At 60.6% G+C, this 21,051-nt stretch carries 22 protein-coding genes and 1 tRNA gene; 12 read left to right on the plus strand and 11 right to left on the minus strand.

From position 1 onward, the window contains the following. Positions 1–25 precede the first annotated feature (25 nt). From HYT87_13430 to HYT87_13465, 8 genes are all read right to left on the minus strand, one after another. The gene (locus HYT87_13430; GenBank protein ID MBI2060765.1) at positions 26–1,405 is read right to left on the minus strand and encodes an FAD-binding oxidoreductase; all 1,380 of its coding nucleotides are present in this window, start codon (positions 1,403–1,405) and stop codon (positions 26–28) included. Positions 1,406–1,632: 227 nt separating this feature from the next. After that, complete coding sequence (locus tag HYT87_13435; GenBank protein ID MBI2060766.1) at positions 1,633–1,983, minus strand: histidine triad nucleotide-binding protein; 351 nt, start codon at positions 1,981–1,983, stop codon at positions 1,633–1,635. A gap of 11 nt (positions 1,984–1,994) precedes the next feature. Beyond that, the gene (locus tag HYT87_13440; protein MBI2060767.1) at positions 1,995–2,699 is read right to left on the minus strand and encodes an oxidoreductase; all 705 of its coding nucleotides are present in this window, start codon (positions 2,697–2,699) and stop codon (positions 1,995–1,997) included. 138 nt (positions 2,700–2,837) lie between these two features. After that, the gene (acs, locus tag HYT87_13445; protein MBI2060768.1) at positions 2,838–4,784 is read right to left on the minus strand and encodes an acetate--CoA ligase; all 1,947 of its coding nucleotides are present in this window, start codon (positions 4,782–4,784) and stop codon (positions 2,838–2,840) included. Between the two features lie 150 nt (positions 4,785–4,934). Then, positions 4,935–5,756: a glycosyltransferase family 2 protein gene (locus HYT87_13450; GenBank protein ID MBI2060769.1), complete on the minus strand. Its 822-nt coding sequence runs from the start codon at positions 5,754–5,756 to the stop codon at positions 4,935–4,937. Between the two features lie 5 nt (positions 5,757–5,761). Then, the gene (locus tag HYT87_13455; protein ID MBI2060770.1) at positions 5,762–6,397 is read right to left on the minus strand and encodes an acetyltransferase; all 636 of its coding nucleotides are present in this window, start codon (positions 6,395–6,397) and stop codon (positions 5,762–5,764) included. 6 nt (positions 6,398–6,403) lie between these two features. Beyond that, positions 6,404–7,543: a DegT/DnrJ/EryC1/StrS family aminotransferase gene (locus HYT87_13460; GenBank protein ID MBI2060771.1), complete on the minus strand. Its 1,140-nt coding sequence runs from the start codon at positions 7,541–7,543 to the stop codon at positions 6,404–6,406. Beyond that, positions 7,540–8,499: an NAD-dependent epimerase/dehydratase family protein gene (locus HYT87_13465; protein MBI2060772.1), complete on the minus strand. Its 960-nt coding sequence runs from the start codon at positions 8,497–8,499 to the stop codon at positions 7,540–7,542. Before HYT87_13465 ends, HYT87_13460 begins: the two co-directional genes overlap by 4 nt. A 78-nt stretch (positions 8,500–8,577) precedes the next feature. On the opposite strand from HYT87_13465, the gene HYT87_13470 reads away from it, so the two are divergent. Next, the gene (locus HYT87_13470) at positions 8,578–8,796 is read left to right on the plus strand and encodes a DUF167 domain-containing protein (protein MBI2060773.1); all 219 of its coding nucleotides are present in this window, start codon (positions 8,578–8,580) and stop codon (positions 8,794–8,796) included. Between the two features lie 11 nt (positions 8,797–8,807). Here the strand turns inward: HYT87_13470 and HYT87_13475 are convergent. The 3 genes from HYT87_13475 to HYT87_13485 form a co-directional block, all read right to left on the minus strand. Then, a tRNA-Val gene (locus HYT87_13475) sits at positions 8,808–8,881 on the minus strand. 105 nt (positions 8,882–8,986) lie between these two features. Then, positions 8,987–9,445, minus strand: a complete 459-nt coding sequence (locus tag HYT87_13480; GenBank protein ID MBI2060774.1) for a hemerythrin domain-containing protein — start codon at positions 9,443–9,445, stop codon at positions 8,987–8,989. A gap of 647 nt (positions 9,446–10,092) precedes the next feature. Beyond that, positions 10,093–10,284, minus strand: coding sequence for a hypothetical protein (locus tag HYT87_13485; protein ID MBI2060775.1), 192 nt, complete (start codon positions 10,282–10,284; stop codon positions 10,093–10,095). Between the two features lie 197 nt (positions 10,285–10,481). Here HYT87_13485 and pdxA point away from each other — a divergent pair, with 197 nt between their 5' ends. The 11 genes from pdxA to HYT87_13540 all read left to right on the plus strand — a co-directional run bounded on the left by pdxA (position 10,482) and on the right by HYT87_13540 (position 20,902). After that, entirely contained in the window at positions 10,482–11,453 is a 972-nt protein-coding gene (pdxA, locus tag HYT87_13490; GenBank protein ID MBI2060776.1) for a 4-hydroxythreonine-4-phosphate dehydrogenase PdxA, read from the plus strand. Further along, positions 11,450–12,385 carry an alpha/beta fold hydrolase gene (locus tag HYT87_13495; GenBank protein MBI2060777.1) on the plus strand — a complete coding sequence of 312 codons (936 nt, stop codon included), beginning with the start codon at positions 11,450–11,452 and terminating at the stop codon, positions 12,383–12,385. Before pdxA ends, HYT87_13495 begins: the two co-directional genes overlap by 4 nt. 13 nt (positions 12,386–12,398) lie before the next feature. Then, a complete protein-coding gene (locus HYT87_13500) occupies positions 12,399–13,613 on the plus strand; it encodes a cofactor-independent phosphoglycerate mutase (GenBank protein MBI2060778.1) in 1,215 nt (404 codons plus the stop codon). Next, positions 13,610–14,614 carry a glycosyltransferase family 9 protein gene (locus HYT87_13505; protein ID MBI2060779.1) on the plus strand — a complete coding sequence of 335 codons (1,005 nt, stop codon included), beginning with the start codon at positions 13,610–13,612 and terminating at the stop codon, positions 14,612–14,614. The genes HYT87_13500 and HYT87_13505 overlap by 4 nt, the downstream gene beginning before the upstream one ends. After that, positions 14,595–15,269 carry a tRNA (adenosine(37)-N6)-threonylcarbamoyltransferase complex dimerization subunit type 1 TsaB gene (gene tsaB, locus HYT87_13510; GenBank protein MBI2060780.1) on the plus strand — a complete coding sequence of 225 codons (675 nt, stop codon included), beginning with the start codon at positions 14,595–14,597 and terminating at the stop codon, positions 15,267–15,269. The genes HYT87_13505 and tsaB overlap by 20 nt, the downstream gene beginning before the upstream one ends. A 42-nt stretch (positions 15,270–15,311) precedes the next feature. Continuing rightward, positions 15,312–16,778: a DUF342 domain-containing protein gene (locus HYT87_13515; protein MBI2060781.1), complete on the plus strand. Its 1,467-nt coding sequence runs from the start codon at positions 15,312–15,314 to the stop codon at positions 16,776–16,778. 160 nt (positions 16,779–16,938) lie between these two features. Then, positions 16,939–17,487, plus strand: coding sequence for a hypothetical protein (locus tag HYT87_13520; protein ID MBI2060782.1), 549 nt, complete (start codon positions 16,939–16,941; stop codon positions 17,485–17,487). After that, positions 17,487–17,846 (plus strand): TIGR02266 family protein, encoded by a 360-nt coding sequence (locus HYT87_13525; protein MBI2060783.1) that lies wholly within the window; start codon positions 17,487–17,489, stop codon positions 17,844–17,846. Before HYT87_13520 ends, HYT87_13525 begins: the two co-directional genes overlap by 1 nt. After that, the gene (gene miaB, locus HYT87_13530; GenBank protein MBI2060784.1) at positions 17,846–19,243 is read left to right on the plus strand and encodes a tRNA (N6-isopentenyl adenosine(37)-C2)-methylthiotransferase MiaB; all 1,398 of its coding nucleotides are present in this window, start codon (positions 17,846–17,848) and stop codon (positions 19,241–19,243) included. Before HYT87_13525 ends, miaB begins: the two co-directional genes overlap by 1 nt. Positions 19,244–19,262: 19 nt before the next feature. Beyond that, on the plus strand, positions 19,263–19,769 hold the full coding sequence (locus HYT87_13535) for a bifunctional nuclease family protein (protein MBI2060785.1): 507 nt from the start codon (positions 19,263–19,265) through the stop codon (positions 19,767–19,769). An 8-nt stretch (positions 19,770–19,777) separates the two neighbouring features. Then, positions 19,778–20,902 carry an NAD(P)-dependent oxidoreductase gene (locus tag HYT87_13540; protein MBI2060786.1) on the plus strand — a complete coding sequence of 375 codons (1,125 nt, stop codon included), beginning with the start codon at positions 19,778–19,780 and terminating at the stop codon, positions 20,900–20,902. Positions 20,903–21,051 lie beyond the last annotated feature (149 nt).

The raw sequence follows: 21,051 nt of genomic DNA on the forward strand, positions 1-21,051 counted from the left end.
CGCGAATCATATCTGCCCCACGGACCTATGGCAACACCTTTCCGGGATTGAGAATCCCTCTGGGGTCGAATACGCGTTTGACCTGTCGCATGAGATCCAACGAGGACCCATGCTGCGCTCGCATGAACTTTCGTCCGCCTATCCCGATCCCGTGCTCGGCGCTGATGATTCCGCCTTTGGAGAGGGCGATTCGAATGATTTCGGCGTTGGCCTGACGCGCCTTCTTGAGTGCCGCGGCGTTTCCCTCATCAGCCGGGATGAGAACGTGCAGGATTCCGAATCCTGCGTGTCCGAAAGCGAAGAGCCGAAGCGATGTCCGGCGTTCGATCTCGCGGCAACGCGCGATCATTTCCGGGAGGACTGAAACCGGAAACCCGACGTCGTTTCGTACAATAAAAGCTCCGGGATGGGCCGCCCGGATGGCGCGGGTGACGAAATGACGGAACTCCCACGGATCGACCCCCCCGAGATTGACGGCCTCACCGCCGGCCTCGCGGCAGAGTTCCGTCGCCGGTCCTTCGGCCTGCGCGACGCCCGACTGACTTCCCTGAAGTTCGAGGCAGAGCGTGGGACTTTCCTTTGCGTGCCATTCCTTAAAGCGATTGACGCAGGCAACCGATGCAGTATCCAGGAATTCCACGGCCGCCAGTTCGGGGAGGGACTGCTTGAGAGCTACGATCGCGCGGGCCGCTCCGGAGTCGTCGGCGAAACTGAAGGCGAGTTTCTTGAAGGATTCCGGTCGCGGCGCGAGCCGCAGGGTAACCTCTGCCACCACGCCCAGCGTGCCTTCGGCGCCCACGATAAGCTGCGCGAGATCCAACCCCGATGAACTTTTTGGAGAGGAAGTGCCGAGCTTGTGAACCTGCCCGCAGCCATCCACGATGGTCAGGGCCTTCACGTAGTCCCGCGTCCCTCCGAATTTCACCGAATAAATTCCGCTCGCATTGGTGGAGACCATGCCTCCAATGGTAGCCACGTCGGAACTTCCGCCCGGAGAGGGGGGGAAGAAAAGTCCGGACTCCTTGATCTGACGGTTCAGCTCATTGTAGACGATGCCCGGCTCCACGCGCACCAAGAAGTCTTCCGGCCGGAATTCCAGAACCTTCGTCATGCGGCTGACGTCCAGAACGACGCCTCCCTCGACGGGAATTGAATTGCCCTCCAAGCTGGAGCCCGCGCCGCGGGGCGTAATCGGAACGCCGAGAAAATGCGCCTTCCGGATGACTTTCTGAATGTCCCTTGTGGATTCGGGCCAGAGGACGATGGCGGGAGTTCGGCCGGGAAAAGAGGATTCGTCCCTTCCGCATCGGATGAGATCGGCGGCTCTTTCGGAGACTTGTGTGGCCGGGAGGAGCCTGCGAAAGGCGGCGGCGACCTTGGAACCGTTGGTTTTCTTGCGGCCCATGGGCCGTTTATATCCTAAAGTAGACTGCGAGGGCTACCGATAGGACTACTAGATCCTCAAGGATGAGGCCCTGAGGACGGAACCGAAGCCGTCCATTCACCTACCCGCAGGGTTGAGTCCAAGAAGATCGATCTCAAGTAGTGTCACCTCCTAGATCCTCGCCCGAAGAAACCTCGGGCGAGGAGTTTTTTTGGGGCCTTTTCAAAGTCGAAACCCGAACTCTGAAATTACCCCGGGGGCCAGGTCATGAAGCGGCCGCCGAGAAGATGGACGTGGAGGTGGTAGACGGTCTGGCCGCCGTTGGGATTGCAGTTGATGACGATGCGGAATCCGTTGTCGGCGAATCCCCCTTTCCGGGCAATTTCGTTCGCCGTTTGGAAGATGTGACTCAAGAGCGCCTGATCCGAATCCTTGACGCTCAAGAGGGTGGAAATGTGACGCTTGGGCACCAGCAAGAGGTGGACCGGCGCCTGGGGGCGGATGTCCTTGATGGCCACGACATGTTCATCCTGGTACTGAATCTCGGTCTTCATTTCTCCGCGGATGACTTTGCAGAAAATGCAATCTTGATTTTCCATCGGCCAACCTCTCAGTCGTACTTCTCGAAATAGATTCTCTTCCGATCGAATCCAAAGTCCAGGAGCTGCTTGCGCACTTCGTCCACCATCTTTTTCAGCCCGCAGACGTATGTTTCCATTTCGGGACGGCCCTTGAGCCGTTTCTCCACTTGAAGCTGAACGTAGCCGCGCTCTCCCTGCCATGCCTCGTTCGCGCGGGAGAGGGTCGGCACAAAACGGAAATTGGCGTGGCGGCGCGCGAGTTCCTCGAACTCCTGTCGGAAAAGGATCTCCGATTCATCTCGAATGCCGAAGAGGAGAAGCACGTCCGGCTGGCACCCCTGATTCAGCAGGTGGGGAATCATGGAACGGAAGGGTGTCAGTCCCGTTCCCGTGGCGATGAAGGCGGCGCCGGACTTTCCCGGATCGCGCAGTACGAAACGACCGGCCGGCCCCTCGAACTTCAGCGAGGCGCCTACCGGTGCGTCGTGGAAGAACGATGAGCCGGGCCCACCTTCCACCCGGGTGATGGCCGTCTCAAATTCGTGGCTCCCATTGGGAGGGGAGGCGATCGAGTAGGCGCGCTGCGGATTGTCCGCCTTGATCGGGAGATGGAAATTGACCCACTGGCCGGGGACGAAGGTGAAGGGCTCCTCTCCCAGCACTTTCAGGCGGAACGCCTTGACGCGCGGGCTGACGGTCCAGGTCTTTACCAGTGAGGCTTCCTTCAGAGGCATCGGCGCATTATCGAGGAGCGCGATCCTCTTTTCAACACTCTCCCCGTCATCACGGACATCGTGTCCGCCGAGAAGGTGGAGAGTGCGGCCGACCTCACGTCGGGCCGTGCACCGCGAGAGAGCGGTGCGGTCGTCGCGCTACGGCTCCAAGTGCTCGTACTTCTCCTTCAGGAATCGGACGACCGCAGGATCGGCGAGGGTGGTGGTGTCGCCCATGGCCCGGCCCTCGGCGATGTCGCGCAGAAGCCGTCGCATGATTTTTCCGCTGCGCGTCTTGGGGAGCTCGGCGGCGAAGAGAACGTCGTCCGGGCGGGCGATGGCCCCGATCTTCTTGACCACGTGCTGCTTCAATTCGTCCTTCACCGCATCCGATGACGTGATCCCTTCCTTCAGCGTGACGAAGGCGACGATGGCGTTTTCCTTGATCTCGTGCGCTTTGCCGATGACCGCCGCTTCGGCCACCTTGGGATTGTCCACGAGCGAGCTCTCCAGTTCCATCGTGCTCAGGCGATGACCGGCCACCTTGATCACGTCGTCGACTCGGCCGAGGAGCCAGTAATACCCGTCTCTGTCCCGTTTGGCGCCGTCGCCCGTGTTGTAGACGCCGTCGAACCGGCTCCAATACTGGTTCTTGTACCGTTCGGGATCTCCATAGATGCCGCGCAACATCGCAGGCCAGGGGTGGGTGATCACCAAATACCCGCCGCCTGCCTTGACGGGCTTGCCGCTCTCGTCGACGATTTCGGCACGAATCCCCGGGAACGGCCGGGTGGCCGAACCGGGTTTGAGGCGCGTGAGAGCGGGGAGAGGCGTGATCAAAATCATGCCGGTTTCCGTCTGCCACCATGTATCCACAATCGGGCACCGTTTTTTCCCGATTACAGTGTGGTACCAAATCCATGCCTCGGGGTTGATCGGCTCGCCCACGCTGCCGAGAAGCCGGAGCGAACTCAGATCGTGCTTGTTCGGAAACGCGTCGCCCCATTTCATGAAGGCGCGGATCGCGGTGGGGGCGGTGTAGAGGATGGTGACGCCGTACTTTTCGACGATGGACCAGAAGCGATCCTTTTCCGGCCAGTCCGGACCGCCCTCGTACATCACAACGCTGGCGCCGTTCGAGAGGGGCCCGTAGACCACGTAGGTATGGCCGGTAACCCACCCGATATCCGCCGTGCACCAGTAGACGTCGTCCTCCTTGAGGTCGAACACATGCTTCGTGGTGACGTGCGCTCCGACGAGATATCCGCCGCTCGTGTGAATGATGCCCTTCGGCTTGCCGGTGGTGCCGCTCGTGTAGAGAAGATAGAGCATGTCCTCGCTATCGACCGGGAGCGGTTCGCACGTCATCGGTGCGGCGTCCATCAGATCGTTCCACCAGAAGTCGCGACCGTCCTTCATGGGCACGATCATCTTCCCGCCGAGCCGCCGGACGACAACTACCTTATGTACGTCCGGACAGCTCTGGAGTGCGTCGTCCACATTCTGCTTGAGCGGCACGACCCCGCCGCGCCGATACCCGCCGTCGGCCGTGATGAGGACCTTGGACTGGGCATCCAGGATGCGGTCTTTAAGCGCCTCCGCGCTGAACCCGCCGAAGACGACGCTGTGCACGGCGCCGATGCGCGCGCAGGCCAGCATCGCGATCGGCAGCTCCGGGATCATGGGCATATAGAGCGTGACACGGTCGCCCTTCTTGACCCCGATGGTCTTGAGCGCATTCGCGCATTTGCAAACTTCACGGTGAAGATCCCGGTAGGTCAAGACGCGCGTGTCGCCGGGTTCTCCCTCCCATATGATGGCCGCCTTGTTCTTCCGCGGGCCGGTGAGATGGCGGTCGATGCAGTTGTGCGAAAGGTTCAGCTTCCCCCCGACGAACCATTTCGCGTAGGGTTCCTTCCAATCGAGGACCTTCTTCCAAGGTTTGAACCAGTCGATTTCGCCCGCACATCGGGACCAGAATTTGAGAACGTTCTCGCCCTCTTTGTAGATGGCGCCGTTCCGCGCGTTGGCTTGTTTCCGAAACGAAGCGGACGGCGCAAAGGCGCGTTTTTCAACCCATAGATCATCCAGGCCGCGTGATGTCATGTTGAACCTCCCATACTCTCTACGTCATCGCGGACTTCGTGTCCGCCGAAAAGGTGGCCCCCTCCGCTACGCTCCGGGGACGACGAAATGTAGCATCATCGGGTCTCGGCGTCGAGAGTACGGCCGGCATCCTTCCGGTCCGTGCAGAGCTTACCGGGCGCGCAGGATGGACGCAAATCCCCGAAGGACACCCAGTCCATACCGCACGAATCCCTTCTTGGATTTGCCGTGCGTGCGGGGATGGATCCGGATGGGGACTTCTCCGATGCGCGCCCCGATGTCCTGAAGCTTCCGGTAGAGCTCCATCGAGAAGTATTGCGGCTCCTCGGCCGCCTCGCCGTTGCCGAAAGCCTTCTCGATGATGCCCCGCGTGAACGCCCGGTACCCACTCATTGGATCGGTAGTGGCGATGTGCGCCCGCCGGGCGAAGATCCGCGCAAAGGTGGGGAGCAGCAAACGCCGGATCAGGGGGCCCGCGTATCTTGGCCGATCCGGAGCGGGATCGGGGGCCTCTTCGGGAAAGGGCAGGTAGCGGGAACCGATGACCACATCGTATCCCTCCCTGAGCTTGGCTGTGAGACGCGGGATGTCGCGTGGATCGTGCTGACCGTCCGCATCAAGCTCCACAACCACCGGATAGCGATCTTCAATGGCAGCGTGAAACCCCGTAAGAAGGGCAGCGCCCTGGCCTCGATTCTCCGCGTGTGAGATCACGCGGGCGCCGCCTTCGCGCGCGACGGCGGAGGTCCGATCCGTTGAGCCGTCGTCCACGACAAGGACGTCAACGCCCTTGGGCAGACTCGACAGCACAGCCGGGAGGCATTCGGCCTCGTTGTACGCGGGGATCAAAGCGAGAATCTTGTCCGGGGTGTGAAAACGATCTCCAGTGACCGACGGGCGGCTGCCCGATCGGTCTCTGCCCTGCGCGGGGGCACCCGGCGGGCCTTTCGGCATTCGCCGGAGATGGTTCACACCCCTCAGATACGCTTGGCGGGGTTGCCGGCTACTCGCCATCCCTTGGGAACGTCTTTCAGAACGACGGCGCCGGCGCCGATTTCGCACCGGTCGCCGATCCGGAGATTCGGTCCGACGACGGCGCCGGTGTAGACATAGGCCATCCGCCCAACTTGCACATGTCCCGCCAGTGTACACCCCGGCGCGAGGTTGGCGAAATCGCCCACCGTTGAATCATGATCGACGACCACATTGGCGTGGACCATCACATGACGACCGATGACGGCATTCGGCTGGATCACCGCCCCCGCGTTGATGATCGACCCTTCTCCGATCTTGGAGAATGGCGAAATCGAAGCCCCGGGATGAATGGCGGTCGCACTTCGTAGGCCGATCCGCTTGCACTGCTCCGCCAGGCCCGCCTTTTTCAAGTTGTCCCGATGCGCGATAAGGGCATGCGTGGCGCCGAGCTTTCCCCGCTTCAGCAACTCCAGCCCGCCCAGGATCGATATGCCCAGGAGCGCCTCCGCGCGGCCATCCTTCCGGTCCTCGAGATCGATGACGCCGACCATCTCATTGCGCTCAGTGAGTTTGAAAATGTCGATGGCGTACTTGGCCTGTGCTCCGGCGCCGAGGATGAGGATGCGCAATGCGGCCATCAGCTTTCAGCGGTCAGCGTTCAGCTCACGGAGAGCCGAGACCACACGGTCCAAATCCGTTCGGGTGAGGCGCCCGTGGTTCGGCAGACCGATGATGCGACCGGCCAGCTGTTCGGCGACCGGCAGGTTCAGCCGTCCGTATGCCGGATCCAAATCCGTGAGCACTTTCTGCCTGTAGAGGGGCTCCTTGTATCTCTGACGCACTTCGATGCTCTTGGCTCGGAGCATGGACACGATTTCCGCGGTTGTTCGACCCGCCTTCTCTTCATCCATCCAGACGGGATACCAGAAAAATGTGTGTACGACCTCCGGATACAGCGTTGGCCTCCTGATCGCCTCCAGCCCGGCGAGATTCTTGTGTAGAACCATCGAATTTCGGATGCGCTTTCGATTGTTCGAATTGAGCTTCCGGAGTTGAACGCGCCCCATGGCCGCCTGGAATTCCGTCATCTTGTAGTTGTAGCCGAGCATCACGTGATCGTCACGTCCCGACATTCCATGGATCCGCATCATTCGGGCTTTGGTGGCGATCTCCTCGTCATCGGTGGTGATCATCCCGCCCTCGCCGGTGGTCATTGCCTTCGTGGCGAAGAACGAGAAGGCGGCGGCCCGGCCGAAAGAGCCGGCCTTCCTCGCACGGAAACTTGATCCATGGGCTTGCGCGGCATCTTCGATGAAGGCGAGGCCTCGCGATCGAGCGAGATTCGAGAGCGCGTCCACATCCGCCATCTGCCCATATAAATGTACCGCAAGGATGGCTTTCGTCCGAGGCGTGATCGCCCGCTCCACTTGAGCCGGATCGAGACAGTAACGGTCCGGATCGAGGTCCGCGAATACCGGCCTGGCGCCCGTGTAGAGGACGGCTTCGATGGTAGCGAAGAACGTCAAGGGTGGGACGATGACTTCGTCCCCCACGCCGATCCCGATCGCGGCAAGGATGAGGTGGAGTGCTGCCGTACCGTTGCTGACGGCCACGGCGTGCCGGCTGCCGACGTACCGGGCGTATTCCGCTTCGAAGGCGAGGACGATTTCCCCGGAAACGTATTTGCCCGAGCGCAGTACGGCCGAAACGGCGCGAATCTCCTCCGCGCCCACCGCGGGTTTGGATACCTGGATGATCCGGCCGCTGGGGCCTGGCCGCCTCATTCTGAGGAAGTGAGTCTCCCTTGCGCCTTCAGGAAGGAGACGAGCGCGTCGCGGCTTGTGTGCTCGAAGCGAAAGCCGAGTTTCTTGATCTTGTCGTTCGAGATCACCCAGGGGTAGCGGAAGAAATTGAGAACACCGGCCTGCGACTCAACGGGCTTGAGGTGCAGCAGCCAGAAGAGTTGGACCAGGCTGTAGGCGAACCCATAGGGAAAGGGCACCGTTTTCGATCCCGTTAGGACGGCGGCTTCGGAGAGCGTGAGCGTACCGTCACCGGTGAGATTGTAGGCGCCGCTGCCGCCCTTCTTCAGGAGAAAGTGAAAGGCGCGGGCGACGTCCTCTTCGTGAACGTACTGCATCGGTGGGTTGGCGCCCTTGATCGTAAATCCGCGAGGCTGACTGATCATCCGGCCGATGTAGTTCGAGATGTTCGGTCCGATCACGATGGTCGGCCGAACGATGACCACCTGAATGCCGGGATGTTTGCTCGAAAACTCCTGGCAGAGGCGGTCAATGATGGCCTTGTGCTCCGAGTAGGGGTAGTTCCTGTTCGAGTCCCCGCGCACGGGATGTTCCTCGTTGAGCGGAACCGGATTGTCCGGATGCGCGCCGTAGGCCGTGGCGCTGGAGGCCACGAGGATTCGCTTGATGTTCAACGCTTCGACCGCCTGAAGAAAGTTTCGGGTCCCGTCGATGTTCACTCGCGCCATTCGGCGCACGTCGTGGATCGGGTTCAGGATGAACGCCAGGTGGATGGCGGTATCGGGAGCGGCCGCGCGGACTTTTTCGGCCAACGCCGTGTCGTTGATGTCGGAATGGATGAAGGTCAGTTTCTTGGATGAGGCTCGAGGGGGAACGATGTCAGTCCCGACGATCGACTCGATGTCGCGATCCGAGTCGCACACTTGCGTGAGCCTCGTTCCGATGTATCCTGAAACGCCGGTGATCCAAAGTCGCATGGCCGGATTGTATCCAGAGAACGCGCAGAATAACAATGTCCCCTGCAGAAGGAGCATGGAAAGCCGGAGGTGGGTGACGTGAAGCTTCGCATTGTTGTGAAACCGAACGCGCGGCAGACGAAAGTCGAGCCGCTGGAGGGGAAATCCTACAGGATCAGCGTGACCGTGCCTCCGGTGGAGGGCAAGGCCAACGAGGCGGTGGTGGAAGCGCTGAGCGAACACTTCGGCGCGGCCAAGTCGCGGTTTCGGATCGTGGCCGGCCACAAGGGTCGGACCAAGATCGTCGAGTATGCTTAGGAAGCGTTGAATGGGCGCTGAAGGGCTCGAACCTTCGGCCTCCGCTGTGTAAGAGCGGCGCTCTAGCCAACTGAGCTAAGCGCCCCATCCGGTGCAAGCCTAATGGAAGGCCGGGCCAAAGAAAAGTCCCATGCCCGGTGGGGCATGGGACTTGGTGGTTGCGCCGAGAAGCTTCGGCGGATCCGTCCGACTACGCTGCGAGTCTCTTCGCCTCCCGGTAGGGTAGGCGGTGGAGCTGGACGATGTGCGGGAACATCTGCTGATCGCACTGCTCCACGTGCTGACGGACGAGTCGGATGACCACATCCAGCACCGTGGCGGCCTTCGCCGGCTCCGGCTGCCAGGGGAAACTGGCCACGAGTCGCGTGATCTTGCGTATCTGTTTCCGCGTGTCGCGCGCCATGGTCAGAAAAAGCGTCGATTGGAAACTCTTGTCTGTGAGCGTTTCCTCGAAGAATCGTTCTTCCACGTCGAGGTGGAGCGTGAGACGGTGGCACACATCCTGTGCGAGTTGCTTGAGCGATCCAAGCCCCCGTTCAGGGTGCTTGATGAGCCGATCGCATTGGTTGATGCCGATTCTCAGCAAGTCATGGTCCAGCTCGAAGCGATCCAGTTGGACCTGAATAGGTCCCCCTTCTGCGCTTGCCATATGGTTTTCCCCCTTGGTTCCATCCCTGGCGGTCGCCCGCCTTGGCGGAGCCGATTGGACCTCCATGCGCGCTTGTCTTCCACGCCCTCCAGGCGTGGCCGTGTTCCGCGATCGCGCCTCTTCTTGAGGCGTCTGCAAGCTTTACCATCCCTGTCATCCCCTTATTCTACCTCTCTACTATTAGTGACCCCTGGTCATTGATTATTACTACCCGTCACTACCTGACCTACATGATCTAGTAGCAAGAAGCATGCCTATACTGGCCGTGGTACAAGGTCAATGGGTGCCGTCACGTAACGATTTGAAATCTCATGCGAAGGCAGGTGGGCGAGTTGCTTCCACTGCCATTGTGCCGTTGTTTTAGGCATTTAGCTGTGGGGTTTTGTGACCCCATGCCGGACTGTTCAGTCATATTGACCCCGGCTATGCCGATTCATCACCATCTAGACCCCCATAGTTCTAATTGTCCGAAATCCGAAAAACTTTAGGCAAGCGTTCAGCCATCAGCTCTCAGCCGTCAGCTTGCTGCTCTGCGAAGCGCTACGCAGCACGAGTCCAGTCAAAGAACAGGGCAGTGAAGGTTCCGAAGCGCGGCACGGCCTCAGCCTCCGAAGCTGATGGCTAAACGCTGATCGCTCCTGTTTTTTCTATTTCTCGGCGAAGAAGCCCGCGAGAAGGCGGTTGACCTCTTCCGGGGCCTCCTGCTGAGTCCAGTGTCCCAGTCCCTTGAGAACCTCCACCCGAAGGGGCGCCGCGACGTAGCGATCCAGCCCGCGCGTCAGTGCCGGCGAACGCCCGCATCTGATGACGCCAACTGTACCAGAACTCGGGAAACCCATGGAGGAAGAGAATGGGGCGCCCCTCGCCGGCCTCCACCACATGGAATCGAATCCCGTTCGCTCTGACGAAATGCTTTCGAAATCCGCTGTCCATGGGAAGAGGGTAGGCGGTCCGGACGCTCGGATCAATCCCTCGTGTAACGCGATGGTGTGCGGCGAACTTGAGCGGGGAGGCCGATGGAAGTAAGCTCGTCACCATGAAGCCTCGAATCTTGGTGACGATGGGCGATCCGTATGGGGTGGGCCCGGAGGTGGCGGTGAAAGCGCTCCTCTCGAAACGGCTTCCATCGGCCAACTACTCCATCGTGGGCAGCCGCGCCGTTTTGGATTCGGCGCTTCGGGCCGGCGGACGGAAACGGAGCGCCGTGGACGTGATCGAGCCTGACGGCGTGGAGGTCCCCGAGGACTTTCAAAAACCCCGGGCGGATGCGAGAGGTGGAGCCTACGCGGTGGCCTGTATCCGTGCCGCGGTCGATCGGATCCGGCGGGGTGAAGCCGATGCTGTTGTCACGGCGCCCATCTGCAAGGAGTCCATGCATGCAGCCGGTTATCGATGGCCGGGGCATACCGAAATGCTGGCGGAGTTTACACAGGCTCCGTCGCACGCCATGATGTTTTCCGGTCCAAGATTGAAAGTTTCCATTGTGACGATTCACATGGCGTTGCGGGCGGTGCCATCGAGTCTGAGCGTGGAAAAAGTTTTCCAAACGATCGCGCTGACCCATGCCGGGCTCCGGGATTGGTTCGGCATTCGGCGGGCCAGGATCGCCGTGGCCGGGCTCAACCCTCACGCGGGAGAAAACGGGGCCTTCGGCTCCGAGGACGCGGAGTACATCCGGCCGGCCGTGGAGAAGGCGGTGCGCGAAGGCATCGGCGCGGACGGTCCACTCCCCGCCGATGCGATGTTTCACCGTCTCTACGAGGGAGAATTTCACGCGGCCGTTTGCATGTATCACGATCAGGCGCTTGCACCCTTCAAGATGATTCATTTCAAGGACGGCGTGAACCTGACACTGGGCCTTCCGTTCGTCCGCACCTCGCCCGATCATGGCACGGCGTTCGATATCGCGTGGAAGAACCGGGCGGATCCATCGAGCATGATGGCGGCGATCCGCCTTGCGGCAGAATTGGCCGGGCGTACAGCGAAGAAGCGCAGGTCTTCCTCATGAATCTGAGTCTTGCAGCGGGATTCGCCGCCGCGCTCATCGCCGGTCCCTCCGATCTCAAAGAAGACCTTCGGGCCTCCGTACTCACGCAGATGAAGGAGGCCGCCCTGCGCCCGCTCGACGCCAAGACTGTTCTTGTGAAGGAGGCCAGGGATACCCGCCAGTACGAGGTATCCTACCTCGGCGGGGACGGCGTCAGGGTTTTCGGATCTCTCCACAAGCCGCTTGGCGTGGAAGGCGTTCCCCTGGTTCTGCTCGTGCACGATTTCGGGGAAGGACGGCTGGAGGAGTTCGCCAAAGATCTGGCCCGCGCGGGATTTGGGGCTCTCGCCATCGACCTCCGCGGCCACGGTCACAGTTCGGGCGACGCCGAGGTCATCACCAAAGGGTGGATGCGTGAATCGATACGGGGTACGCCGCGCCAGCCGTCGCTCCAATCGGCGGTGGATGTGGCCCAGGGGATCAGGCTCTTGAGGGAAGAGACCCCTGCTGTGTTCGCGGCCGGGATCGGCTTGGGGGCAAACTTGGTATGGATCGCCTCCCAGAGCCAACCGGTGAGGGGTGTGGCGCTTGCGGGGCCGCTGTTCTGCGGCGAAACAGTTGATCTGATCCTGTCGGGTCGGGCTTCCGGTTCCCGCGCGGTGCAGGACCTCGCCGGCGAGGAGGCGGACACCATTCGATGGTTTACAGGTTTCTTTCAGTTGGACCGCTACCCCCAGCGCGTGCCCATCCTGCTGGCCGAGGCGGTGACGGATGCCATCACGCCGAGGCGATGTATCCAGCGATGGATCGCCGGCATCCCGAGGACTGTTCCGGTTGAGATCGTGCCTCTCGCGCACCGGGGACAGTTCGTGTCCGGCGAGTGGACGAAGGCGATGGTCGGTTGGTTTGAGAAGATCCTCTCCGGGGGCCGCCCGACCAAGAAGAAAAAATAGGAAGGAAATTCCGATGAAACACGTCTTGCTGGTGGCGGATGGGATGCCGGACGAGCCGATTCCCTCGCTGAATGGAAAGACCCCTTTGGAGCACGTCGCCACTCCGAATCTCGACGCCCTCGCGGGCCGATCCCTACTCGGTGTCACGTATCCGATTCCGGATGGGTTTCTCCCCGGCAGCGATATCGGGAATTTGAGCCTCATGGGATACGATCCCCACGTCTATTTTACGGGGCGATCACCGCTCGAAGTGATCGACATGGGAGTGGATCTTCAGGAGGGGGACGTCGCGTTCCGCATGAATTTTGTCACGATGAGCGGTCTCCCCGATCGTCCGCAGATCGAGGACTACAGCGCGGGCCACATCACGGATGCCGAGGCGTTCCAGCTTCTCGCGGAGGTCCGCACGCGATTGCGCGCGGATGACATCCATTTCGCGCGCGGGGTGAGCTACCGCCACGCGATGATTTGGAATAAGGGACCGAAAAACCTGAAGACGACGCCGCCGCACGACATTCAAGGCGTGCCGACGGAAGGCCACTGGCCGGAAGGGGAAGCCGCGGAGCGGTTGTCGGACATGATTCGGCGCTCCTGGGAAATTCTGGCCGGGTCGAGCGTCAACCGTATCCGCTCGCAAAAGGGCGAGCCCGCGGCCAATTCAATCTGGTTCTGGGGACAGGGTACGCGGCCTGCGTTGCCGCTGTTCGAGAAGACGTACGGGATCAAAGGCGCCGCGGTCTCGGCCGTTCCGCTCCTTCGCGGGATCGGGATCTGCGCGGGACTGAAAATTCTCAAAGTGCCCGGGATGACAGGATGGGTCGACACAAATTACAAGGGCAAAGTGGAGTACACGCTCGACTTCCTGGCGAAAGAAGGCGACTTCGTGCTCCTGCACGTGGAAGCCATCGACGAGTGCGGTCACGTGGGCGACCTGGAGAAAAAATGCCTCGCCATCGAGCTGTTCGATCGCGAGGTGGTCAAACCCTTGATGGAGGGGCTGGCCAAGGTGGAGCCTCATCGCGTGCTGGTCACCTCCGACCATCTCACGTATCTTTCGAGGAAGACGCATGTGGCCGGGCCGGTCCCGTTCATCGCCTTCGATTCCACCAAGCCCATGTCCCCGAAGTCGCTGAAGTTCGGGGAAACGTCCGCCCGCGCGGCCGGCGTGACGGCCGACCCCTGCCACGACCTCTTGCCGCGGTTCCTGGACGGCCGACTGTTCGGATGATTCCACCACCCCTTTCCGGGATTTCAGATTTGAAATCTCAAATCTCAAATTGTACCGAGGGGGGGGGCGCAACCCAGAAGGAAGTTCTGGCCCTTCGAGGGGGAGCCCTCGGCGATTTCGTCCTTTCCATCCCACATTTTCTCGCCTTGCAGGATCATTTTGGGCGACTCACGATCGCGACCCATGCGAAGTACGTTCCCTTCCTGCGCGCGCTTGGGCTTGGGGAAAAGATTCTACCGCTCGACCGTTCGGATACGACCCGGCTCCTCTATGCCGATCCACCTCAGATCTACGATGGGTTGATTTCCTGGCTCAAGCGGGGAACGAAACATCCCACCGTCTTGGGCCGACGGTTCGAAGTGTACGTGTCCAGCGCGGAGGCAACGAACGGGCATGTCGCGGACGCCTACTGGGAATGTCTCAAACCCCTTGGAATCCTCCCCCTACCCCCACTGGAGCTCCGTTCACGCTTCCAGATGGGGATGGGAAAGGTGTTTTCGACTTCGGTCGTTCTTCATCCGGGAAGCGGGGGGGACTGGAAGCGATGGCCTCTGTCCTACTACTTGGAGTTGGCGCGGCGTTTCGCGGAAGAACACGCGGCCGATCGAGTACTCGTGCTGATCGGGCCCGAGGATGAATCGTGGGCCGGCGATCTGCGAGGCCTGCGACTCCCGGACGGCGTTTCGCTCGTTGAGTCGGACGATATCATGCGGACGGCCGGGATGCTCGCCTCCGCCTCCCTTTTCGTGGGCAACGACTCCGGTGTGACACATCTCAGCGCGCTGTTGGGCGTGCCGACGATTGCCATCCACGGGCCGACGTCCCCGATTGTCTGGGGCGCTCGGGGGCGAGCCGTGAACCATGTATGGGATCCCACGGGGTGCGCCTGCAAGGGCGAGGACGTGCGAAGATGTGTCGATTCGAAATGCCTGCGACACATCCCGCCAAGCGCCGTTTTGCAGGCGGGCATGATGTTGGCCAATGCTCCTCCTGGCTGTTGAATCCGCTGGACCTCGTCCTGGAGCGGCCCTGGCGACGGAAGACGGTCTGCTGGATCAGGAGATCGCCGAGCCAGGGGCCCGGCCGGGGAAGCACTTGGTTCCGCTTTTCGAACAACTTCTTAGTCGGAGAGGCTTCGGGATTCAGTCCATTGACCTGTACGCCGTGGACGTGGGACCCGGCTCCTTCACTGGAATTCGCGTCGGCCTCGCTTCTCTAAAGGCTCTGGCTCTGGTGCATCCACGGCCGGCCATCGCCGTATCGTCGTTGGAGGCAATGGCGTGGGATTGTCCATCCGCGGAAGAAGATGTCGTGCCGGTCCTTCATTCGCATCGCGACCTCTTTTATGTTGCCCGATTCGGCTGGAAAGAGGGACAAGTCGAGAGACGGATGAAAGACACGCTGGTGCGCGCCGCGGAACTCGTGGCTGCCATCGCGGGGGGGGGGAGAGGCGTGCGATTCGTGGGGACAGGTCTGAGCCGAATCCCTCCCGAGGTTCGATCAACCCTTGATTCGGTGGGATGGGCCGACCCGGCCGATGGTGAGCGGATTCCCACGGTGTCCTCCGTGGCCGCGGTGGCCATGGAACATTTCCAAATGGGTCTGGGGGTGGCGCCACATTCCCTCCAGCCCGCCTATCTCCAGAATCCGTACTAAGTTCTGGAAACGGCGGTGGAATTCACTATAATCTCTCCTACAGTGGACGGAGCAGTGAAAGGGAGTGAGAATCCACCGGCCTCGCCGCAGGTCGGTCTCGAGTTGCCATTCAGCGTTTTAGTCTCGTCGGATGAAATGGAAGCCTACCTCAGTTTCGATCCCAAAGGACTTACGCCGGACGATTGGAAAGCCATTTCCCCCCAGGACCTTAAGGAAGAGTTGAGCCGGAAGCGGGTCGTGGCGGGGTTGGTTCCGGCCAAGTTGAATGAATGTCTCACCCAGATGCAGGAAGGGAAGGATTTTGCCAACGTCATGATTGCCCAGGGGAAACTTCCGGTGGACGGTCAAGACGCCAAGATCGTCTGGCACGTTGACATCAAGGATCAAAAATCCTTTACCGATGAAACCACGGGGAAGATCGACTACCGAGAGCGGCATGTCATCAAGTCGATCGGGGCGGGTGCCCTGTTGGTCGTCAAATCGCCCATGACCCAGGGGTCGGATGGGCAAACGGTCACGGGAAAAGTGATCAAGGCGAAAAAATCCGTCGACGTTCAGCTGGTGGCCGGCAAGAACGTGGAGGTGAATCAGAACGAGAAGGGTGAGATCGAGTACCGCTCGCTCGCGAACGGCACCTACATCGTTCTGGGCAATCGGATCGACGTGAACCAGCAGACCATGATTGCCGGCGACATCGATTTTTCAACGGGGAACATCAAGTGCAACGGCGATCTGAGTATCAAGGGGCACATTGCATCGGGGTTCCGCGTCGAGGTGGAGCAGCATCTGGACGTGGGAGACATGGTCGAATCGGCTGAAATTATCGCCGGCGGCAATGTGATGCTCCACCGCGGGATCAAGGGGCAGGACAAGGGATTCATCAAGTGTGGTGGAAGTCTCCAGGCGCTCTACGCCGAGCGGGCGGTCCTTGAAGTGCAAGGAGACGTTGAGATCGGCAACGCCCTCCTGGAATGCAAAGTGACGTGCGGCGGGAAAGTGACCGTGCTGAAGGGGAAGGGTGCCATCATCGGCGGTGAAATCCGGGCGGCGAAGGGAATCGAGGCCAAGAAGATCGGGTCCGACTTCGCCTCCACAACCGTATTGGAAGCGGGCATCGATTTCCTCACAGAAAAGGCGCTCACCGATGTGAATAACAAGATCAAAGCCACCCAGGAGAATCTGGGCAAGATCGAACGCGTCTTGTCGCGCGACATCCTGGAAAAAGGCGACCTGAGTTTCATCCCCGAGGACAAGCGGGCCCAGTTCGCGAAGATCATGGAAACGTGGCGAACCAGTCGGGCGCAGCTCAAGGAACTGACCGAGCAGAAGGTCCATCTTCTGGAGAAAAAGCAGAGCAAAGTCCGCGCCTTCATTACCGCCCAGGACCAGATGTATTCCCGCGTCAAATTGAAGATCGGCGTTTCCACCATGACGACGGACCGCGAATACAGCCGGGTGATGTTTTACGAAGACCCGGACGACAAGAAGATCAAGTACAGCTACAAGTAGAATGGAGTCATGTTAGAATGGGGTCATGTGGTCATGTATTCAAAGGGACATGTTCAAACGTAGCCTTGCGGAGATGATTCCATGATGACATTGCTACATGGGAACATTCTGCGGGGGGAGGTGATGTAAAACAGTCCAGATAGACGTTCCGCTCAATTTCATGATGGGGCTCTGGTCCGCGCTCGCCGCGGAGAAGCAACTTCGAGCCGGGGGGAATCCCTTTGCGAAAAAATATTTCTGGTGGCCCTTTGCCGCTACGGCCGTCTTTTTCCTTCCGCTGGGCTTCTACTTGGCTTACCGCTTCAGCGATTGGAGCCTGATGTACTATGTTGAACCTCCATCGGGGAACACGCTTTTTTCACTCTTTGTCGCCTGCGTGTATGCGGGAGCCTTTGCGGGTGGGTACAGGTTCGGGCTCAGCAAAGTTCGTCTGGGCCAGGTGAAGTGGGGGCGTGTGATGGTTGGGCTGATCGCCGCGGGCATCGGGATCTTCTGCCTGGCCACGTGGAATCGGCTCATGAATATCGGCACGATGGCCGAGTACCAGGCCGGAGCAGGCCGGCCTTTCGCCGAGGTGATGGGTTTGCTCGTGCCGAACGTGATCGTGGGGTCGATCTACGGCGCTCTCATGTTTCTTGCATTGGCTCATTTCCACCGCGAGGGTCGTCGCCCCTCCCGCCCGGTCGGGTCGGCGGGCGCACCCGCCTGATGAAGAAGTCGGGGTCGGAGCATCGGGTAGGCACCCGTGAACGGACGCTCCTCGAAATCGAGTATGAGGCGAGCCGAAACTTCATCTCGGACTTTGCGCTGAACATCTCGCGTGGGGGCATGTTCATTGCCACGCAGCAACCCCTCGATGAAGGCCAGGAATTTCTGCTCCGATTTTCGCTGCCGGGTTCGGCCCGTCCCATCGAATTGCGCGCGCGCGTCATGTGGGCGAATCGGCAGGACAAGAAGAGCAACCTGATTCCCGGAATGGGGGTGGCGTTCATGGACCTCTCGGATGAAAAGCGCGCGCAGATCGAGCGATATGTGGAATCCATGCAAGTGACTTCAGGAAAGAAGTGATGTCCCGAAAATTGTTTCTCAAGAGCTTCGGCTGTCAGATGAACGATCGGGACGCGGAGCGCATCACGGGTCTCATGCGACGCGAGGGATACGAGACGACGGAAGTGCTCGAAGAGGCCGACGTCGTGGTCGTCCACACCTGCAGCATCCGCCAGAAAGCGGAGGAAAAGGCGTATGGCCTGCTGGGACGTACGCGGGCCCTGCGCCAGAAGAATCCCGGCCTCCAGGTGGCCATCGGCGGCTGTGTGGCCCAGCAGCAGGGCGCCGAGCTTATGGAGCGGAACCTTTTGCTGGATGTTGTTTTCGGCACCCACCAGATCCGGCGCCTTCCGGAGCTCCTTGAAGAAGCCCGGCGTAAGCAGCGCTCGATCGTCAGGACGGAATACGACTATGACCCGGATCGTCTGGAGGGGCCGCTTTTCTGGGAATCAACCGGCGATGGGCGCGCGGCTCCGACCAGCGCCCTGGTGACCGTTCAGGAAGGATGCAACAAATCGTGCACGTATTGTGTTGTCCCGCGTACAAAAGGGGCGGAACTCTGCCGGCCCTCCTCCGCGATCCTGGATGAGGTGCGGCGACTCGTCGAACGCGGAGTTCAGGAAATCGTTCTCATCGGCCAAACGGTCAATTCGTACGGGAAGGACGGCAGCGCGGATATCTCTTTTCCGGATCTCCTCCGGAAGTGCAGCAACGTGGAGGGTGTGGGAAGAATCCGTTTCGCCACGTCCTACCCACCCGACGTCACGGAGGCGCTCGCCGCCGCCATGGCGGAGTGCGAGCCGGTCTGCGAACACCTCCACCTGCCTGTCCAGAGCGGCTCGTCGAGGGTGCTGGCCGCCATGAATCGCGGCTACTCGCGCGGGGCCTACCTTGAAAAAGTCCGCCTGCTCCGGTCCGCGATGCCGGACCTTGCGCTCAGCACGGATATCATCGTGGGATTTCCGGGAGAAACCGAGGAAGACTTCAGCCTTACGCTTGACTTGGTCCAGGCCGTTGGCTACGATCAAATCTACGGGTTTTGCTACTCGAAGAGGCCCGGCACTCAAGCGCCCAGAATGGAGGGACACATCCCCGACGAAGTGAAGAAAGAACGATTGGTCCGTCTATTCGAGGCGGCCAAACGGGTATCGATGGAAAACAATTCCAAGTGGATCGGGCGCGACGTGGAAGTATTGATTGAGGGTCCGAGCCCGGATGGGGAGCGCATGCAGGGGCGTACCCGGTGGAACCGGCTCGTCCATACCGCCGGGGCGGGGATATCGGCAGGCGATTGGGCTTCCGTGCGCGTGGAACGCATTTCGCCGCAGTCCCTCATCGGTCAGGCCCTTCGTGTCGCCGCCCCGCTTTGTGGCATCCAGCCAGTCGCGGGACGGCATTGCCATCCTGGCGCCGCTTAGCCCCATGAAGGAGGGATCGGTGTTTTCACAGATGAAGGTCGCGGGAATCGCCGTCGATCCCTTCGCCGGATTGCCGATCGTCATTTTGAAGGACATGGAAGACAAACAGGCCGTTCCCATCTGGATCGGGCTGTTCGAGGCCAGCGCGATCGCCACCGAAATGGAGAAGATCAAACCGCCCCGGCCGATTACGCACGACCTTCTTCGCAACATGCTGGCCGCCCTGGGGGCCAAGGTGGTGCGAATCGAAGTCACCGAATTGAAGGAAGATACCTTCTACGCGCTCATCTACATGCAGAATTCCAAGGGCGATGAAATTACGATTGATTCGCGTCCGAGCGACGCCATCGCGATCGCGCTCCGGATGGACGCGCCGATCTTCGTGGCCCAGTCCGTGATCGAGAAATCGCAAAAGATCGATCTCCAGCAGGCCAAACCCATCGATTTCACTCCCGCCTCGAAGGAGAAATGGGCGGAGATGCTGGAGAAGATGAAGCCCGAAGATTTCGGCAAGTACAAGATGTAGCCCCCGCCGTGGCGAACGTTCTCGTCACGGGAGCCGCCGGCTTCCTGGGCTCCCACCTCGTCGATCATCTCCTCCGCTCGGGACATCGCGTCGTCGTGACCGACCTTCCTCGGGCGGACCTCAGCCGCTACATTGCAAAAGGTGTCGAAGCCCGGCCCGCGGATATTCTGAGTCCCGATTCGCTCAAGACCGTGCTCGCGGGCGTGGATACCGTGATCCATCTGGCGGCGATCTTCGACCTGGGCGCTCCCGAGGAACTCATGTGGAACGTAAATGTCCAAGGCACGGATCATGTGTGCAGGGCGGCGGTCGATGCGGGAGTGAAGAAGTTTGTGATGCTCTCCAGCGCCGCGGTGTACGGGAAGCCGATGGAAATTCCGTGCCGGGAGGAGACGGTGAAGCGCCCGCGCGACGCTTACGGCGTCACGAAGTGGGAGAGCGAGAAAGTGGCCATGCGATACCACCGGGAGCGCGGGCTTCCCGTGGTGGCGGTGCGGCCGAGTCTGGTCTACGGGCCGGGGAGCAAGTACGGGCAGGCCATGTATTTCGCCCTGTTCAGCATGCACCGCGCGCTCGATCGGACCGTCTGGCCTTTGTGGAACATGCCCTCCGCGAACCAGGTTCACATCGAGGATGTTTGTCGCGCGATTCTCTTCCTTATGGATCGTGGGGACGCGGTCGGCCAGGCCTTCAACATCGTGGACGATGAGCCGCTGCGTCTGGATGAAGGATTCGAATTGATCATGGGCCAATTCGGAGTTCGCGCGCGAAGAATCGAATCCCCGGTCTTTGCCTGGATCGCCCGCATGATGTGCAAGCTTCTGGCCCGCATGCCCAATGGTTTTTTCGGCCCTCTCAATCGATGGGTCCAGAGCCACTGGGTGCGCATCGCGGCGAAGTTCGGCGTGAAACCGGAGCTCAAACCGCGACTCGATCGGGACTGGCTCGACTACCTGAGCAGCGAGCGGGTCTATGACAACCGGAAGCTCAAGTCGCTGGGATTTGAATACGCCCATCCCAAAGCCCGGGAGGGGTTGATCGAGGTGGTCCAGTGGTATCGACGGGAACGTTGGATTCCGGACATTGGTTCTCCGACCGAATCCCTGTCTGAACCTCAGAAACAAGTCGCCTGACCGTCTCCGTTCCGTCCTCCGCTCCCGATTTCACAAGATCTTCGAAAACCGTTGGTTCGGAATGTACGAATCACTCTCTGGCCCAGGCGCTGTCTGTGCCGGTGAGGTCGGATGCCATCGGAAACGGGGATGGTGTCTGCGGATGCTGC

Source organism: Nitrospirota bacterium (genome assembly GCA_016180645.1).
In the GTDB taxonomy this organism is placed as follows: Bacteria; JACPQY01; JACPQY01; order JACPQY01; family JACPQY01; genus JACPAV01.